The sequence below is a fragment of the Pseudomonas sp. LLC-1 genome (assembly GCF_002992185.1).
Lineage (GTDB): Bacteria > Pseudomonadota > Gammaproteobacteria > Pseudomonadales > Pseudomonadaceae > Aquipseudomonas > Aquipseudomonas monteilii.
This window is the reverse complement of sequence record NZ_LUVY01000030.1, coordinates 15,682-33,510: the sequence shown is the minus strand read 5'-3', so window position 1 is coordinate 33,510 and position 17,829 is coordinate 15,682. Positions and strand designations below refer to the sequence as shown.

16 protein-coding genes are annotated in these 17,829 nt (G+C 64.0%); 8 read left to right on the top strand and 8 right to left on the bottom strand.

The genetic code is table 11. The annotated features are described in order from the left end of the window. Positions 1-54: 54 nt before the first annotated feature. Positions 55-741, bottom strand: coding sequence for a GNAT family N-acetyltransferase (locus A0O30_RS27415; RefSeq protein ID WP_105948823.1), 687 nt, complete (start codon positions 739-741; stop codon positions 55-57). Positions 742-821: 80 nt separating this feature from the next. Further along, positions 822-1,763 (bottom strand): N-acetyl-gamma-glutamyl-phosphate reductase, encoded by a 942-nt coding sequence (argC, locus tag A0O30_RS27410; RefSeq protein ID WP_105948822.1) that lies wholly within the window; start codon positions 1,761-1,763, stop codon positions 822-824. A gap of 116 nt (positions 1,764-1,879) precedes the next feature. Between argC and A0O30_RS27405 the strand changes: the two genes are divergently transcribed. Beyond that, positions 1,880-2,761: a LysR family transcriptional regulator gene (locus A0O30_RS27405; RefSeq protein WP_105948821.1), complete on the top strand. Its 882-nt coding sequence runs from the start codon at positions 1,880-1,882 to the stop codon at positions 2,759-2,761. A 12-nt stretch (positions 2,762-2,773) separates the two neighbouring features. On the opposite strand, the gene A0O30_RS27400 is transcribed toward A0O30_RS27405, so the two are convergent. Then, a complete protein-coding gene (locus tag A0O30_RS27400; protein WP_105948820.1) occupies positions 2,774-2,980 on the bottom strand; it encodes a 4-oxalocrotonate tautomerase family protein in 207 nt (68 codons plus the stop codon). A gap of 18 nt (positions 2,981-2,998) precedes the next feature. Next, positions 2,999-3,733 (bottom strand): SDR family NAD(P)-dependent oxidoreductase, encoded by a 735-nt coding sequence (locus tag A0O30_RS27395; RefSeq protein ID WP_105948819.1) that lies wholly within the window; start codon positions 3,731-3,733, stop codon positions 2,999-3,001. A 124-nt stretch (positions 3,734-3,857) separates the two neighbouring features. Between A0O30_RS27395 and A0O30_RS27390 the strand changes: the two genes are divergently transcribed. Continuing rightward, the gene (locus tag A0O30_RS27390; protein WP_105948818.1) at positions 3,858-4,778 is read left to right on the top strand and encodes a LysR family transcriptional regulator; all 921 of its coding nucleotides are present in this window, start codon (positions 3,858-3,860) and stop codon (positions 4,776-4,778) included. 94 nt (positions 4,779-4,872) lie between these two features. Next, the gene (locus A0O30_RS27385) at positions 4,873-5,145 is read left to right on the top strand and encodes a hypothetical protein (protein ID WP_105948817.1); all 273 of its coding nucleotides are present in this window, start codon (positions 4,873-4,875) and stop codon (positions 5,143-5,145) included. A 123-nt stretch (positions 5,146-5,268) separates the two neighbouring features. On the opposite strand, the gene A0O30_RS27380 is transcribed toward A0O30_RS27385, so the two are convergent. Then, positions 5,269-5,919, bottom strand: a complete 651-nt coding sequence (locus A0O30_RS27380; RefSeq protein WP_060497064.1) for a TIGR04211 family SH3 domain-containing protein — start codon at positions 5,917-5,919, stop codon at positions 5,269-5,271. Between the two features lie 270 nt (positions 5,920-6,189). Here A0O30_RS27380 and A0O30_RS27375 point away from each other — a divergent pair, with 270 nt between their 5' ends. The 3 genes from A0O30_RS27375 (at position 6,190) to dddP (ending at position 9,621) form a co-directional block, all read left to right on the top strand. Then, complete coding sequence (locus A0O30_RS27375) at positions 6,190-7,533, top strand: OprD family porin (protein ID WP_105948816.1); 1,344 nt, start codon at positions 6,190-6,192, stop codon at positions 7,531-7,533. A gap of 119 nt (positions 7,534-7,652) precedes the next feature. Continuing rightward, positions 7,653-8,132 (top strand): VOC family protein, encoded by a 480-nt coding sequence (locus A0O30_RS27370; RefSeq protein WP_105948815.1) that lies wholly within the window; start codon positions 7,653-7,655, stop codon positions 8,130-8,132. A gap of 142 nt (positions 8,133-8,274) precedes the next feature. Then, positions 8,275-9,621 carry a dimethylsulfonioproprionate lyase DddP gene (gene dddP / locus A0O30_RS27365; protein ID WP_105948814.1) on the top strand — a complete coding sequence of 449 codons (1,347 nt, stop codon included), beginning with the start codon at positions 8,275-8,277 and terminating at the stop codon, positions 9,619-9,621. Positions 9,622-9,761: 140 nt separating this feature from the next. Here dddP and A0O30_RS27360 read toward each other — a convergent pair whose 3' ends face one another. Genes A0O30_RS27360 through A0O30_RS27350 form a run of 3 tightly spaced genes read right to left on the bottom strand, consistent with a single transcriptional unit; the run spans position 9,762 to position 15,470 of the window. Continuing rightward, positions 9,762-11,141: an efflux transporter outer membrane subunit gene (locus tag A0O30_RS27360; RefSeq protein WP_105948813.1), complete on the bottom strand. Its 1,380-nt coding sequence runs from the start codon at positions 11,139-11,141 to the stop codon at positions 9,762-9,764. Then, positions 11,141-14,275, bottom strand: a complete 3,135-nt coding sequence (locus A0O30_RS27355) for an efflux RND transporter permease subunit (protein ID WP_105948812.1) — start codon at positions 14,273-14,275, stop codon at positions 11,141-11,143. Before A0O30_RS27355 ends, A0O30_RS27360 begins: the two co-directional genes overlap by 1 nt. A 1-nt stretch (position 14,276) precedes the next feature. Further along, the gene (locus tag A0O30_RS27350) at positions 14,277-15,470 is read right to left on the bottom strand and encodes an efflux RND transporter periplasmic adaptor subunit (RefSeq protein WP_256589831.1); all 1,194 of its coding nucleotides are present in this window, start codon (positions 15,468-15,470) and stop codon (positions 14,277-14,279) included. A 151-nt stretch (positions 15,471-15,621) separates the two neighbouring features. Here A0O30_RS27350 and A0O30_RS27345 point away from each other — a divergent pair, with 151 nt between their 5' ends. Beyond that, entirely contained in the window at positions 15,622-17,016 is a 1,395-nt protein-coding gene (locus tag A0O30_RS27345) for an ATP-binding protein (protein WP_105948810.1), read from the top strand. After that, positions 17,013-17,675, top strand: coding sequence for a response regulator (locus A0O30_RS27340; protein ID WP_105948809.1), 663 nt, complete (start codon positions 17,013-17,015; stop codon positions 17,673-17,675). Before A0O30_RS27345 ends, A0O30_RS27340 begins: the two co-directional genes overlap by 4 nt. Positions 17,676-17,829 lie beyond the last annotated feature (154 nt).

Here is a 17,829-nt window from a genome sequence, read left to right as displayed (position 1 = left end):
TTGGGCTGGTGGTATCCCTGTGGGAGCGGGCAAGCCCGCGAATAGGCCCTCGGATCAATGCACGGTCTTGCGCTGCCGTACACATTCCAGTGCTTGAGCGGTCAATTCATCCAGCCGCTCATCGCGCATCTGTTCGGCTTCGATCATCGCATCCTCACCCTGCTGGTTAAGCAGGTAGGTATGAATCTGCAGCACTTCTGCCGTCTGATAAATCGGCGCAATGTCCAACCGCCCGATCAATGCGCCACTGGCCAGCCCGGTACTGCTCATGAGCACCTGCGGCCCATTGGCGGCCACCACTTGCATGCCCATCGCCTCAAACCACGGCACCTGATTGGCAAAGGCATTCAGTTCCACGCAGGTATGGCGTGCCTGCAGGTCACTCAGCAGGGCACGGGCGATGCCCAGGCGGCGGTGGCTGTCGCGCACGGCAAGAAATGCCAATGAGCATGCCTGCTCATCGTCCTCGGCCGGCAGCGACAGGGCAAAGCCCAGCAACTGGTCCGGCGCTTCGGCATCCAGCGCCAGGGTTAGCGCCACGGCCAGGCCACGGGTGCCGTCCAGCGCTTGCAGGTACTGGTGCACTTCCATACCAACGCCGTACTGGTACAGCGGGTACAGCGGGTTGTCGGCGGTGATGGCAACACTGCTCAATTCACCGACATTGTGGATCACCAGTTCGCGGATCTGGTTCTGGAAAGACTCGGGCGGCACGCTGTCGAGGCGGCTCAGGATGAACATCGGGGGGCAGGCTCCGGCGGGTGGGAATACAGCCCACGCCGTGTAGGCGCGGGTTGTACAGTCTAACCGGTTTTGCCGTGTCAGCCTTGTGCCTGTAGTGCACCGAGCATCAGGTCGAGGTTTTGCACCGCAGCACCCGAGGCACCTTTGCCCAGGTTATCGAACACCGCAGTGAGCAATACCTGGCCATGTTCGGGGTTGGCGTACAGTGCCAGGCGCAGGTCGTTGCTGTCGTTCAATGCTTCTGGGTCAAGGTTGGCTGCTGCGCCTTGTCGGTGCAGCGGCATCACCTGTACGTGGCGGGCGCCCTGGTAGTGCTGTTCCAGGCAGGCCTGCAGCTGGTCAGCGCTGACCTGGCCGGGTAGCAGGCGCAGTTGCAGCGGGATGCTCAACACGATGCCCTGGCGGTAGGCCCCATAGCCGGGCATGAACACCGGCCGTGCCGACAGCCCGGCGTGCTGCTGAATTTCGGGTACGTGCTTGTGGGCCAGTTCCAGCCCGTACAGTTGCAGGGTCGGTGCCTTGCTCGCGCCGGGGTGTTCGTGGCGCTCGACCGCCGCCCGGCCACCGCCGGAGTAGCCGGAAATGGCATGGATGCCCAGCGGGTAGTCGGCGGGTAGTAACCCGGCCTTGACCAGCGGGCGCAGCAGGGCAATGGCGCCGGTAGGGTAACAGCCTGGGTTGCTGACGCGTTTGCTTAGGGCGATGCGCTCGGCTTGCTGCTCGTCGAGTTCCGGCAGGCCATAGACCCAGCCCGGTGTGGTGCGATGCGCCGAGCTGGCGTCGATCACCCGCACCTGCGGGTTATGGATCGCCGCAACGGCCTCACGGGCGGCGTCGTCGGGCAGGCACAACAGGGCGATGTCAGCGCTGTTGATGGCCTCGCGGCGGCGTTGCGGGTCTTTACGCTCGGCTTCGGGGAGGGTGAGCAGGCGCAGGTCGCTGCGGCCTTGCAGGCGTGCATGGATCTGCAGGCCGGTGGTGCCTTGGTCGCCGTCAATGAAAACAACAGGGGTGTGCATGCTCAGGGTCCGGTAGGGTTGGGATGACCTATGCTCGCCTGTGGCTGAGTTAATGGAAATTTGAATATCATGATGCTGATGTTCATGTTTCATGAATGAAAAGGCCAGCACAGACCATGCGTGAAATCAGCCTCGACCGCCTGCGCACCCTGGTGGTCATCAGCGACCTGGGCTCCTTCGCCGAGGCGGCTCGCCAGCTCAACCTGGCACCGCCCACCATCAGCCTGCATGTGGCTGAACTGGAGTCACGTATCGGTGCCCCGTTACTTAGCCGTGCCCGCGGCCAGGTGCGCCCAACGACCATTGGCGAAACACTGCTGGCCCGCGCCCGGCGCTTGCTGGCCGACGCCGACCTGGCGCTGGACGAAGTACGCCGACAGGTCGAGGGGCTGACCGGCCGGGTACGCCTGGGCGCGTCCACTGGTGCCATCGCTCACTTGTTGCCACAGGCGCTGGAGCACCTGCGCGTGGAGCACCCGGGGATCGACGTGCAGGTTCAGGTGCTGACGTCCCAGGCATCGCTGGCGCGTTTGCGTGAAGGCGCGCTGGATATCGGCCTTGTGGCCTTGCCGCAAGTCGCCGGCAAAGGGCTGACAGTGACGCCCTGGCGGCGCGATCCGATCCTGGCCTACGTGCCGGTCGACTGGCAGCCACCGGCCAAGGTCACCCCGGCCTGGCTGGCGCAAAGGGCGTTGATCCTCAATGACAGCAGCACCCAGCTCTCGCGAGTGACAGGGGAGTGGTTTGCGGCAGCGGGGTTGTACCCCGAGCCTCGGATCGAGCTGAACTACAACGATGCGATCAAGAGCCTGGTCGGCGCCGGGTACGGGGCGACGTTATTGCCGCAGGAGGGCGAGGCGGCCGAGCTGGACCGGCGCATTGCACGCCGGCCACTGCGGCCCGGGTTGTGGAGGCAGTTGGGTATCGCTTGCCGGGAAGGCCAGGTTGAGCGGGCCACGGCGTATGTGTTGCAGGCATTGGAGCGGTTGCGGCAGTAGCGATTGCTGGCTTTACCCTCGCTCTCGTGCCCGCACCACGGTCACCGTCTCGCCGCCCACCCCCCAGTTATCGGTCGGCACCTCTTCGATCACCACAAAGGTACTGGCTGGCGGCTTGCCCAGCACATCCTTCAGCAGGCGGGTCGTTCCCTCGATAAGCTGGCGCTTGTGCTCGGCAGTAACCCCTTCGTCAGTTACGCGAATATGTACATAAGGCATGGTTGCACGCTCCTCAAGTCAGTGCCAGGTGCCAGCGGTACTGCCGCCATCCACAGGCAGGATGACGCCGCTGACAAAACGTGAATCGACCAGGTACAGCACGGCGTCCACCACATCCTGGGGCGAGCCGGTGCGGCCACTGGGCGACAACGCGCCCATCCCCTGCACATTGTCGCCATGCAGGGGTGTTGCGATGATCCCTGGCGCCACGGCATTCACCTGCACGCCGCTAGCCGCCAGTTCCAGCGCCAAGCCTTTGACCGCCTGGTTCAGACCGCCCTTGACCAGTACCGGCAGCAGGGCTGGCACGCGGGTGTCCGGTTGCAGGGCAATGGACGCGGTGATGGCGATGATTTGCCCATGCCCTTGCCTGGCCATGACCCGCGCCGCTTCCTGGGCCGGGTAGAAAAAGCCTTTGAGGTTGGTGCCGACCAGGGCGTCAACATCGGCTTCGCTGTATTCGGCAAAGGGTTTGGCAATGAAGATACCGGCGTTGTTGATCAGGATGTCCACGCCGCCAAACATTTGCAGGGCAGTGGCGAACAACTGCTGCGCCGTAGTGGGTTCGGCAATGTCGCCCGCCACGCCGATAAACCGCGAAGGGTTGCCTAGACGCGCAGCGGCCTGGTCCAGGCGCGCCTGGCTACGGGCGTTGCCGACCACGTTGTCGCCGCGTTCGAGAAAGGCCTCGGCCAGGGCGAACCCCAGGCCGCTGGAGGCCCCGGTGATGATGACGGTGCGTGGCGTGTTCATGTGCATGTTCTCCAGTGAAGTGAGCCATCGGCTCGGTGTGACGCCACTGTAGGCTGCCACCAGCACTTGAAAAATGAGGCGCAGGGCATTTCAATCGATACATCATGTAATCAATCGAGCCGCCATGACCCGCCATTTCGACGACTTTCAACTCGGCAGCCTGGAACTGTTCTGCCTGGCCGCAGACAGCGGCAGTTTCACGGCTGCCGCCACGGAGGCTGGTGTTACCCCAGCGGCAGTCAGCCGCAGCGTGGCGCGCCTGGAGGAGCGCCTTGGGGTGCGCCTGTTTGTCCGCACCACGCGGCAGATGCGCTTGTCCGCCGCCGGCGAGATCTATTACCAGCAATGCCGGCAGGCGCTGGGGCAACTGGTCGAGGCCGAGCGCCAGGTGACGGGTGGGCAGGTTGAACCCAGCGGCCGCTTGCGCATCAGTGCGCCCACGCCCTATGCCCACCACCGGCTGCTACCGCTGCTGCCGCGCTTTCGTCAGCGCTACCCGAAGGTGCAGGTGGATGTGCATGTCAGCAACCGCAATGTCGACTTTGCCGAAGAACCCTTCGACCTGGCCATCCGTGGTCGCGAACCGGCCGATTCACGCCTGGTGGCGCGCCGCCTTGAAGATGCCGAGCTGGTGGTGGTGGCCACGCCAGGCTATCTGGCCCGTGCCGGCACGCCGCGGGTGCCGCAAGACTTGCAGCAGCACGAGTGCATCCAGTTCGAAATGCCCAGCAGTGGTCGTCGCCCACCGTGGAGTTTTCGCCAGGATGGCCGCCACATCGAGATCGAAACCCAAGGCTCATTCACCTGCCTGGGCGACTTCCTTGCCACGGCAACGTTGGTGCGCCATGGCGGCGGCTTGATGCAGGCTTACCGCTTTACCGTGCAGGACGCATTGGCCAGCGGCGAATTGGTGGAGGTGCTTGCTGAGTTCGGCGGGACTACACGGCCGTTCATGTTGATCTATCCGCATGGCCCACACATGCCGTTGCGGGTGAGGGTGTTCATTGATTTTCTGTTTGCCGAAGCCGGGCGACCGCTGGGCTGACGGGGTGCGGGGCAGGCACGGGCCTACTATGCTTTTGGCTGCGTCGAGCCGAACGGGCCTCGACGAACCCTATGGTTTTCCAGGAGAACGCTCCATGAAATCCACGAAATGCATACCTCTGCTGGTGATTGCTTCCGTCCTCAGTTTTGCTGTGCACGCAGACCCTGCGGGCAACTGTGCGGCCAAGATCAAGGAACTTGAGGATTTCCACAAGGCCAGTGGCCAGGCGATGCATGGCGGTATGGCTCATGACTTCAAAGTCCACATGCAAAATGCCAAGGATGCTCAGAGCAAGGGTGACTATACCCAGTGCCAGGCTTCGGCGGACCAAGCCAAGACCATCTATAACAAGGCACGTAGCAAGTAAGCCCTTACCGGCCCTTTCGCGGGTAAACCCGCTCCCACAGGGATCTCACTGTTATTGAAAACTGTGCAGTACCTGTGGGAGCGGGTTTACCCGCGAAGAGGCCAGCACAGGATGGCCCCACTGTCAGAACCAGCGGTCGTTCTTCTTCCGCCCCCGAGTCAGCGCCGGCAAGATCAACCCCGCCAGCAACCCCGCCCCGGCAATGCTGCCGCCATACACCATGTAGCGCATCATCACCTGTTTGTTCTCGTCACCCAGGCGTGCCTGGGTATCGCGCAGGTCCGACTGGCTCTGGTCAAGCTGCTCGCTCAGTGCCTTGTTGCGCGCCTCCAGTTCGTCGTTCAGCTTCTTGCGTGAATCCAGGGTTTCCTGCATGCCCTGCACGCGGCTCTTCCAGCTGTCGTCGATGGTCTTCAGCTGCCCGGTCAGCTCCGCGACCTGGGCATCGAGCTGCGGCAGGCGCTCGTTCTGCCCCGGCACGGCCTGCAGGTCGTTGCTAAGGATCCACACCACATCGCCGTTCTGCCCGCGCACCTGGCTGTAATTGCCCTGGCTGCCGAGCAGGGTCAGCTTCTGCCCGGATTTGAGGGTTCCAACGATGCGGTGGCCATCGGTCGGGCCGCTGCGCACGTAGGTGCTCAGGCTGTCGCTGACCCAGCGTGCGTCGCTGGCGGGCTCTTCGGCGTGCGCCGGCAGGGCGAGGGCCACCAGAGCGGCAATCAGGCCGCCGCGCAGGGCAGGGAGGGCGGAAGCGGTTGGGCGGAAATCGGGCATGTTGGGTCTTCGCTGAAACAGGACAAAAGTAGGCCCGGTGACTGGGCCGATGAACCGGTCGGTGAGTTGACCGTCAGCGAAAGACCGCTTTTTTGTCAGCAGGTTCACTACCTGATGTCGGAAATGTCTGCAGGATGTTGCAGAACCCTACCCAGAGCGCTTCCTCGACGATGACGCAATTGTAATGCGCCGATCACCTTGGCGTTATCTGCCGGCCGTCAATCTCGGGCCGCCGACACAATTATAAAGACGACGTTCAAGGAGCATCGGATGACCTGCAGATCCCCCCTGAAACTGGCTGCGTGCCTGGCGCTTTCCGGCGTCGGCAACCTGGCCATGGCGGCGGACGACGCCGCAGAAGGTTTTATCGAAGGCAGCACGTTGAACGTGCTCAACCGCAACTTCTATTTCAACCGCGACAACCGCGACTCCGCAGCCCCTACACACAACCCGGCCAAAGTACCCGACAACGGCTATTCCGAAGCCTGGGCCCACGCCGTCATTGCCCGTTTCGAGTCGGGTTTTACCCAGGGCACTGTCGGCTTTGGCCTGGATGCGTTCGCCATGCTCGGCCTGAAACTGGACACCGGTGGCGGCCGCAACGGCGGGCGCAGTTCGTTCGACGTGCTGCCGGTCGATCATGACGGCCAGGCCCGCGACGAATACACCAAGGTGGGTGGCGCAGCCAAGGTGCGCCTGTTCGACACCGTTCTGAAAGTGGGCGATGTGTTCCCGGCCAACCCGGTAGTGGCCGCCGGCGATTCACGGCTGCTGCCGGAAAGCTTCCGTGGCGTGACCCTGGAGAACACCAGCATCAAGGACCTCACCCTGCAGGCCGGGCGCCTGCATGCCATGAGCCAGCCGGTGTCCAGCGATATGCGGGAGAACTTCGTGACCTTCTACGGCGGCCCGGTCGATTCGCCGTGGATCGCCTATGGCGGGGGTGACTACACGCTCAATGAGCATGTCAGCGTCAGCCTGTTCAGCAGCCGCCTCAAAGATGTGTGGAACCAGTACTACGCCGGCACCAGCCTCAGCTACCCGCTGAGTGATGATCTGGCCCTGATTGGTGGCTTCAACTATTACAAGGCGGTTGACGAGGGGCAGCAGCGCCTGGGCGCATTCGACAACGACATCTGGAGCGCCAAGCTGGGCGTGCGCTTTGGTGCCCACACCCTGGCCCTGACTCACCAGCGCAACAACGGTGACGACGACTTCGACTACCTGCGCCAGTCCGACTCGATCTTCCTGGACAACTCCATCCAGTACAGCGACTTCAACTCGCCCAAGGAGCGTTCGTGGATGTTGCGTTACGACCTGAACATGGCCGCTTACGGTATTCCCGGGCTGTCGTTCATGACGCGCTACGGTAAAGGCACCGATGCCGACTACTCCAATGCCAACACCTTCTACATGCGCCGCGATGCCGGCGGCAACCCGCTGACTGACCAGAAGCGCTGGGAGCGTGACATCGAGGTCAAGTACGTGGTGCAGACCGGCGCAGCCAAGGACTTGTCACTGCGCGTACGTCAGGCCACCACCCGGGCCACGGCGTTCGAGTCGGACCTGGACGAAGTGCGGCTGATCGTGGAGTACCCGTTGTCGATCCTGTGAATTCACCTGGGTAGCGTTACAGCTCCTTTGGTTTGGGTGGATGTTTTGGCGCTCCGTATGGGGCGCTTTTTTTTGAGCGGCAAGGCTGCGGGCTCCACACCCTTTCATGGAGCACGGCCATGACTGCCAAGAACACTATCTGCCTCTGGTTCGACAACGATGCCGAGGAGGCTGCCAACTTTTACGCCAGCGTATTCCCGGACAGTAAAGTGATCGCCCTGCACAAGGCGCCAAGTGATTACCCTTTGGGCAAGGAGGGCGATGTCATCACGGTCGAATTCACCGTCATGGGCATACCCTGTGTGGGGCTCAATGGGGGCAAGGCCTTCACGCATTGCGAGGCGTTTTCGTTCCAGGTCAGTACCGAAGACCAGGCCGAAACCGACCGCTTGTGGGATGCCATAGTTGGTAATGGCGGAGAAGCCAGCGTCTGCGGCTGGTGCAAGGACAAATGGGGGATTTCCTGGCAGATCACCCCTCGTATCCTGATCGAAGCCATCGGTCATCCCGACCGCGCCGCAGCCAAGCGGGCGTTCGAGGCCATGATGCAGATGGGCAAGATCGATGTGGCAAAAATAGCGGCGGCATTGAAGGGGTGATGCCCGCCTATACGCTCCGGTTATCGTTTTGCCCCGGAAAATATCGCTTATCGAGGTGTGCCGCTGTTCCTAAACTCAGGTGGCGGCCCCCGATCCAAACGCTGTTTTCCACACAACAATAACCGACGGAATACCGCCAGCCATGATGACATCGCCGTTCTCGATCCCCGCCCATACCCGCCGTATCGACCCTTCACGCCAGCGCGCTGCCGCACTCAAGGCCGATGGTTCAGTGGATGACAACGACCGCACCGAAATCGGCCCTACACCGCTGGCCTTCGCCGAGTGGGCAGCGCTTGGCCTGCAGGCGCCGCACTTGCCGACCCTGCGCGAATACCGCCTGCAACGCATACGTGACCAGCTGGTGGCCCGCGACCTGGGCGGCATCCTGCTGTTCGACCCGCTGAATATCCGCTACGCCACCGACACCACCAACATGCAGCTTTGGACCACTCACAACCCTGCGCGCGCCTGTTTCGTTGCTGCCAGTGGCCATGTGGTGCTGTGGGACTTCCATGGCTGCGACCATTTGTCCGCGCACTTGCCGTTGGTGAGCGAGCTGCGCAGCGGTGCCTCCTTCTTCTACTTCGAAACCGGCGACCGCACCGACGAGCACGCCCGGCGCTTCTGCGCCCAGGTCGACGACTTGCTGCGCACCCACGCTGGCAACAACCGCCGCCTGGCCGTGGACCGTATCGAAGTGGCCGGCCTGCGTGCCCTCGACGCTTTGGGCGTGCAGGTACACAACGGCCAGGAAGTCACCGAGTTCGCCCGGCTGATCAAGGGCCCCGACGAAATCCTGGCCATGCGTTGTGCGGTGGCCTCCTGCGAGGCCTCGGTTGCCGAGATGCGTCAGGCGATGCGCGCGGGGGCCACCGAAAACGATGTCTGGGCAGCGCTGCACAGCGGCAACATTCGCCGTGGCGGTGAATGGATCGAAACCCGCATTCTCAGTTCCGGACCACGCACCAACCCCTGGTTCCAGGAGTCTGGGCCACGGGTGCTCAGCGATGGCGACCTGTTGTCGTTCGACACCGACCTGATCGGGGTGTATGGCGTTTGCGTGGACATGTCGCGCAGCTGGATCTGTGGTGGCCTGGAGCCCACGGCCGAGCAGAAGCGCCTGTACCGCATCGCCCACGAGCACATCCACTTCAATGCCGGGATGGTCAAGCCTGGCGTACGTTTTACCGACCTCACCCGCAACGGCCACCGCCTGCCGGAAAGCTGCCGCGAGCAACGCTACGGCGTGATGTTCCATGGTGTGGGGTTGTGCGACGAGTACCCGAGCATTCGTTACCCGGAAGACCTTGAGTCTTATGGCTACGAAGGTGAACTGCAGCCGGGCATGGCGTTGTGTGTGGAGGCGTACGTGGGGGAGGTGGGTGGGCGTGATGGCATCAAGCTGGAAAACCAGTTGCTGGTGACCGAGGACGGGTACGAGTTGTTGACCCATTACCCGTTCGAAGAAAGCTTCCTGCGGGATTGAACGCGTTCAGGCACTTTGGGGCTGCTGCGCAGCCCATCGCCGGCAAGCCAGCTCCCACAGGGACTGCGCAAAAATTGAGGATGGCGCGATCCCTGTGGGAGCTGGCTTGCCGGCGATGGGCCGCCAAGCGGCCCCAAAATTCAACCCTGCCACCCACCGCCCAGCACCTTGTACAACGTCACCCGGTTCTGCTGCTCGGCCAGCTCCAGGCTGATCAGCGTTTGCTGCGCCGAGTACAGCGACCGCTGTGCATCCAGCACCTCCAAAAAGCTCTCAGACCCTTGCTTGTACAGCGCCAACGACAGGTCATAGCTCTTCTCGGTGGCGTTGGTCAGGCCACGCTGGGCATCCAGCCGCTCATTGATGTGCCCCCGTACCGCCAATGCGTCGGCCACTTCACTGAAAGCGGTCTGCAAGGTCTTCTCATACGTGGCCACCTCGATCTCCCGGTTGACCTTGGCCGCATCCAGTGACGCCCGGTTGCTGCCGGCATTGAAGATCGGCAGGTTGATCGACGGCGCAAAGCTCCAGGCGCGGCTGCCGCCACCAAACAAACCGGACAGCTCGCTGCTGGCGCTGCCACCGCTGGCGGTGAGGGTGACACTGGGGAAGAATGCCGCCCGCGCCGCGCCGATGTCGGCATTGGCGGCCTTGAGCGTATGCTCGGCGGCCAGCACATCCGGGCGCCGCTGCAACAGGCTCGAAGGCAAGCCTGCTGGTACGCCGACCAACAGCGCTGCATCCAGGCGGACATCACCCGGCAACAGCGTATCGTCCAGACGGTGACCCACCAGCAGCTCCAGGGCATTGCGGTCCTGTTCCACCTGGCTTTGGTAGTTGGCTACGTCGGCCCGTGCCGACTCTACGGTACTGAGCGCCTGCGACAGGCTCAGGCCAGACTCGCCACCCAGCGCGTGGCTCTGTTGCACCAGGTCGTGGGTTTTCTGTTGGCTGGCGTAGGTTTGCCGGGCCAATGCCAGTAGTTGCTGGTCGGCGGCCAGGGTCATCCAGGCACTGGCCACTTCGGCCACCAGGCTAATCTGCGTGCTGCGCCGGGTCTGTTCCAGCGCCAGGTAGTCTTCCAGCGCCGCGTCCTTGAGGTTGCCGAGGCGGCCGAACAGGTCCAGTTCGTAACTGCTCACGCCCAGGCCGACGCTGTATTGGCTGCTGACGGCGTTGTTGCCATCGCTCACGCTGCGTTGGCGGGTGCCGTCTGCCGTGGCGGAAACGGATGGGAACAACGCCGCACGCTGGATACGGTACTGCGCACGCTGGTACTCCACGTTCAATGCTGCTACCCGCAGGTCGCGATTGTTGGCCAAGGCCAGCGCCACGGTGTCGCGCAGGCGGGCATCAACGAACAGCGCCTGCCAGGCGATGTCGGCGCTGTTGCTACTGCTGGCCGTGGTGCCCGGCCATTGTTCGGCTACGGGGGCAGCCGGGCGCTGGTAGTCCGGGGCCAGGTTCACACAGCCGGCCAAGGCCATGACCAGCACCAGGGGAAGAGGGGACAGGCGCATCAGGCTTCTCCTGCAACAACGTCAGTGCGTGGGGCGTTGCGGCGCGCAGCCAGGCGCTGCACCAGCACATAGAACAAGGGGATGAAAAACAGGCCAAGCACGGTGGCGGCGAGCATGCCGCCCAGCACGCCGGTACCGATGGCCTGGCGCCCGCCAGCACCGGCGCCGCTGCTCAGGGCCAGCGGCAGCACGCCGAGGATGAAGGCCAGCGAGGTCATCAGCACCGGGCGCAGGCGAATGCGCACGGCCTCTAGCGTGGCAGTCAGCAAGTCCTGGCCGCGTTCGTAGCCTTCCTTGGCAAACTCGACGATCAGGATCGCGTTCTTCGCCGCGAGGCCTACAGTGGTCAGCAGCCCGACCTGAAAGTACACATCGTTGTCCAGGCCACGCAGCCCGGTCAGCACCAGCGCGCCGAGGATGCCCACCGGTACTACCAGCATCACCGCGAACGGCACCGACCAGCTTTCATACAACGCCGCCAGGCACAGGAACACGAACAGGATGGAAATGGCATACAGCAACGGCGCCTGGTTGCCGGCCAGGCGTTCCTGGTAGGACTGGCCCGCCCAGGCATAGCCAATGCCCTCCGGCAGTTGCGCCATGATCTGCTCGACCGCCGCCATGGCGTCACCCGAGCTGACGCCGCTGGCCGGTTCGCCAACCAGTTCGTACGAACCAAACCCATTGAAGCGCTCCAGCAGCGGCGAGGCGGTGCTCCACGAGGTGCTGGTGAATGCCGACAGCGGCACCATGGCATCGCTGTCGTTGCGCACGTACCAGGCGCCGATGTCCTCGGCCAGCATGCGTTTGTCGGCTTCGCCTTGCAGGTACACCTTCTTCACCCGCCCGGCATCGACAAAGTCGTTGACGTAGCTGCCACCCATCACCGTGCTGAGGGTGGCGTTGATGTCACTGGCGGCAACGCCCATGGCACCGGCCTTGCGGTCGTCGATGGCAACGTTCAGCTGGGGCGTGTCCTCCAGGCCCTGGGCCCGTACATTGGCCAGGCGCGCGTCCTTGGCGGCGAGGCTGATGAACTGGTCACGCGCCTTGAGCAGTTCGGCGTGGCCCAGGCCTGCCAGGTCCTGCAACTGCACATCGAAGCCCGAACTTTGCCCCAGGCCCTGGATGGCTGGCGGCGCCATCACGAACACGTTGGCGTCGAGAATTTTCGACAATGCCATGCTGGCCCGGCGCGCCACGGCAGCGGCGCTGTGTTCGTCGCCCTGGCGTTCGCTCCAGTCCTTGAGCTTGATAAAGCCGCGCCCCGAGTTCTGTGCGTTGCCGCCATTGCCCAGGCCACGCACGATCAGGATCGAGGCCACCTCCGGTTGTTGCAGCATGTAGTCCTGCACCTGGCTGCTCACCGCCTGCAAGCGTTCGTCGGTGCCGCCCACCGGCAGGGTCATCTGCATCATCAGCATGCCCTGGTCTTCTTCGGGCAGGAACGCCGACGGCAGTTTCTGGAACATCAGCGCTACACCGCCCAGCACCAGGGCGTATACCAGCAGCGCTCGCAGCGGGCGTGCCAGCACCTTGCCAACCGCCTGCTGGTAACGCCGGGAGGTGCGATTGAAGTGGCGGTTGAACCAGCCAAAGAAGCCGCGGCGCGGTTCGCCATGGGCTGACACAGGCTTGAGTAACGTGGCGCACAGGGCCGGGGTGAGGGTCATGGCTACCAGCACCGACAGCGTCATTGCCGCCACCAGGGTGACCGAGAACTGCTTGTAGATCACCCCGGTGGAGCCACCAAAGAACGCCATGGGCACGAACACCGCTGACAGCACCACGGCAATGCCGACCAGCGCGCCACTGATTTCGCCCATCGACTGGCGTGTCGCCTCGCGCGGTGGCAGGCTTTTTTCGGCCATGATGCGTTCGACGTTTTCCACCACCACAATGGCATCGTCCACCAGCAGGCCGATGGCCAGCACCATGCCGAACATGGTCAGGGTGTTGATCGAGTAGCCGAGCAGGGCCAGCACGCCGAAGGTGCCCAGCAGTACAACCGGCACGGCGATGGCCGGGATCAGCGTGGCGCGCAGGTTCTGCATGAACAGGTACATGATCAGCACCACCAGGGCGATGGCCTCGAACAGCGTCTTGACCACTTCCTCGATGGAGATTTTCACGAACGGCGCAGTGTTATAGGCCACTTCGCTGCGCAACTGCAGCTTGCCGGGGAAGAACTGTTCCAGCTCGGCAAGCTTGGCCTGCACCGCTTCGGACACGTCCAGCGCGTTGGCGCCCGTGGCCAGGCTCACCGCCAGGCCGCCGGAGGGCCGGCCATTGTGCTCGGCGACCACGTCATAGCTTTCGCTACCCAGCTCGACGCGGGCCACGTCCGCCAGCGTCACCACCGCGCCAGCGCTGTTGTGCTTGAGCACCAGCTCGCGGAACTGCGCGGCGGTCTGCAGCTTGCTGCGGGCGTTGATGGTGGCGTTCAGCTGTTGGCCGGCGCGGGCGGGCAGGGCGCCCAGCTGGCCGGCGGAGGTGTCGACGTTCTGCGCTTCCAGGGCGCTGCTCACATCCGAGGGCATCAGCGCGTACTGTTTGAGTTTGTCCGGGTCGAGCCAGATGCGCATGGCGTAGCTTGAGCCCAGGGTAGTCACCTGGCCGACGCCGCTGACCCGGCTGATCTGGTCGTACAGGGTGCTGGAGATGAAGTCGCTGATATCGGTGGCACTGACGTCGGGGTTGTCCGACACCAGCGAAAGGATGATCAGGAAGTCGCTGGCGGAGTTGTGAATCTCGATGCCTTGCTGCTGCACGGCTTCGGGCAGCCGCGCCTTGGCCTGCTCCAGCTTGGTCTGCACCAGCATCTGCGCGGTGTTGATGTCGGTACCGGCCTCGAACGTGAGGGTGATCGAGGCACTGCCCGCCGAACTGCTGCTGGACGACATGTAGGTGAGGCCGTCCAGGCCGGTCATCTGCTGCTCGATCACCTGGGTGACCGAGTCCTCCATGGTCTTGGCCGAGGCGCCGGTGTAGGTGGCGCTGAGGCTGATCTGCGGCGGGGCGATATTGGGGTATTGCGCCAGCGGCAGCTGGAAGATGGCCAGGCCGCCACCGAGCATCACCAGGATGGCGATCACCCAGGCGAAGATTGGCCGGTCGATGAAGAAGCGTGCCATGTCATTCGCCTCGCTGGCTGTCGTTGCGGGCGGTCAGGGCGTTGTCCCGCACCTGGACTTGCTGGCCAACGCGCACCTTTTGCAGGCCCTGGACGATCAACTGGTCGCCAGCGGCCAGGCCTTGGCTGACCCACCAGCGGTTGCCCACTGCGCGAGCCAGGGTCAGTTCGCGTTGCTGTACCTTGCCGTCGACCACCACCAGGGCGGTAGCATCGCCGCGTTCGTCACGGCTCACGCCTTGCTGCGGTACCAGGATGGCATCCGCTTGTACGCCTTCCTGCACGGTGGCCTTGAGGTACATGCCCGGCATCAGCAGGCCATCGGGGTTGGGTACCACGGCGCGGAAGGTCACGCTGCCAGTGCTTTCATCCACGCTCACGCCGTTGAAAGTAAGGGTGCCGGCATGGGCGTAGGTGCTGCCGTCTTCCAGTTCCAGGCTGATACGGGTGGCGTCCTGCTGCGTGCTGGGCGCCAGCTTGCCTTCGGCCAGTTCGCGTTTCAGGCGCAGCAGGGTGCTGCTGGGCTGGGTGAAGTCGACGTAGATCGGGTCCAGTTGCTGCACGGTGGTCAGTGCGGTGGTCTGCTCGGCGGTGACCAGTGCGCCGGGGGTCACCGACGAGGTGGCCGTGCGCCCATCGATCGGCGCATTGATGCGGGTGTAGTCCAGGTTGATACGCGCGGTGCGCTGCGCAGCCTGGGCCGATTGCAGGCTGGCGCGGGCTTCGAGCAGGGCGGCCTGGGCGCTTTCATTGTCTTCGGCGCTGATGGCGTCGAGCTTCACCAGTTGGGCATCGCGCTTGGCCTTCAGCTCGGCGGCCTTGAGGGTGGCGCGTGCTGAACTGACCGTGGCCTCGGCCTGGGCCAGCGTGGCCTGGTAAGGCTGCGGGTCGATCTGGTACAGCGCCTGGCCGGCCTTGACCGTGTCGCCCTCGTTGAACAGGCGCTTCTGGATGATGCCGCCGACCTGTGGGCGAATCTCTGCAATCAGGTGAGCACTGGCGCGACCGGGCAGGGTGGTGGTCAAGGTTTGGGCGGCAGTGGTCACCTCGTAGACGGCGACTTCCTGTACGGGGGGCGCTGCGGCGCCCGTTTCGGCTTCACGGCAGCCGCCAATGACCAGCAGGCCGGCGCCCAGCAACAAGGCACGCGCCAGGGGCGAACGGGCGAACATCAGGGAGTGGAATAAAGTAGGCATCGCAGGCTCCGAGCCAAGGGATTTCGATGGCGCCAGCGTGCGCGGCAATTGTGCAGGCAATGTGCAGAAAGCATGGAGATTGCCCGCCGAGCCTTGCGGCACATGGGTCTGCACGGTTCAATACGGGCAATTCCAACGTGCCGGCGGTGCCATGAAAGTCAGCCTTTCGCGCAAGTTCTTCTTCGCCATGCTCGCGGTGTGTGCGTTCGCCGTGCTGGGCATGGTGTTTGCCGCCTACCTGAGCTTGAAATACGGCTTTCTCGGTTACCTCAACCAGCAGGCCGAAGAACGTATGGACCGCATTGTGCCGAGGGTCGAGCAGGCCTATGCGCGCAATGGCAGCTGGGATTTCATCCGTCGTGACAAGGACCAGTGGTTCGAGTTGTTGCGCCCGGAAGACGTGCTGCCCAATGCACGTTTCGACGCAAGCCTGCTGACGGTTTCCGACCTGACCGGCGCGTTTGTGCGTTTTGCCCTGCTTGATGCGCAGCGCCAGCCGATCATCGGCTACCAGGGCGCTCTGGCCGACATGCTCTTGCGCCCCATCCGTCACCAGGGGCAGGTGGTGGGCTGGATGGCCCTGGCACCCTTGCAGTCGGTGACCAGCATTGGCGACCAGCGTTTCCAGCTCAACCAGCTACGTTCCAGCCTGCTGATAGGGCTGGCCTGCCTGCTGGCCACGGCGGTCATTGCCTGGTGGCTGAGCCGCGCCCTGTTGCGGCCCATCCGCGAAGTGGCCAGCGCCACCCATCGCCTGGCAGCAGGCGACTACGCCATCCAGCTGCCGGTGCGTTCGGCAGACGAAGCCGGGCAACTGGCCGGTGACTTCAATCGCATGGCTGCCACGTTGGCCAGCAACGAACGCCTGCGTCGCGACTTCATGGCGGACATCTCCCACGAGCTGCGCACGCCGCTGGCTGTGATGAGGGCCGAGCTGGAAGCCATGGAAGACGGTATTCGCCCGCTCGACGGCAATGCTTTGCGTTCATTGCAGGGGGAGGTGGGCGCATTGAGCAAGCTGGTCGACGACCTGTTCGACCTGTCGTTGGCGGAAGTCGGCGGCCCTACGTACCGCCGCGAACGCATCGACCTGTGCGTGTTGCTGCCGGTGGTGGCCGAAGCTTTCCAGGCCGGTTTTGCCGAACGTGGCTTGCAGCTACGCCTGGAATTGCCCGGGCAGCCGTTGTGGGTGTTGGGCGATGAGTCGCGCCTGGGCCAGTTGCTGCACAACCTGCTGGAGAACAGCCGCCGCTATACCGATGCAGGTGGCCATACTGTGTTGCGTGCGTTTCAGGAGGGTGACGAGGTGCTGGTGCAATGCGAAGACACCGCCCCCGGCGTCGACAGCGCGTCGCTGGCGCGCCTTTTCGAACGTTTCTACCGTGCCGAGCGCTCGCGCAACCGGGCCAGTGGCGGCACCGGGCTGGGCCTGGCGATCTGCCGCGGTATTGCTGAAGTACACGGTGGTCGGCTGACAGCCAAGGCCTCTGCCATGGGCGGGCTGCTGCTGGTATTGGCCCTGCCGGTTGCTGGAGAGCAAGCATGAGCCGGATCCTGCTGGTAGAAGACGAACCCAAGCTCGCCGCCCTGGTGGGCGATTACTTGCGGGCGGGTGGTTATGGCGTCGATCATCTGGCCGACGGCCTTGCGGTGATCCCGGCCATTCGCCAGGGCCAGTACGACCTGGTGCTGCTGGACCTGATGCTGCCGGGCCGTGACGGCCTGGACATCTGCCGGGAGCTGCGCGGCTTCAGCCACTTGCCGCTGATCATGATGACCGCTCGCGTAGACGAGATCGATCGCCTGCTGGGCCTGGAGCTGGGTGCGGATGACTACATCTGCAAGCCTTTCTCGCCCCGTGAGCTGGTGGCACGGGTGAAGGCGGTGCTGCGCCGCAGTGGCGAGCAGCCAGGCAACCTGGGCCTGGAACTGGATGCCCGTGCATTCCAGGCGCGCTACCGGGGCGTGGCGCTGGAGCTCACACCCGTGGAGTTCCGCATGCTGGCAGCGTTGGCGGTACGCCCGGGGCAGGTGCTGTCGCGGGACCAGTTGATGAACCACATCTACCAGGACCACCGGGTGGTGGCCGACCGCACGGTGGACAGCCATGTGAAGAACCTGCGGCGCAAGCTGACTGCGGTGACCCCGGGGCATGACCCGATCCGCTCGGTGTATGGGGTGGGCTACAGCCTGGAGTTTGAATAACCGGTGCCGCGCGGTCTCCTTGTGGGAGCGGCCTTGTGTCGCGAAAGGGCTGCGAAGCAGCCCCGGATTTCAGCCCAGTCGCATAGATTGCTGGGGCCGCTCTGCGGCCCTTTCGCGACACAAGGCCGCTCCCACAAGGACCGAGCAAGCCTAA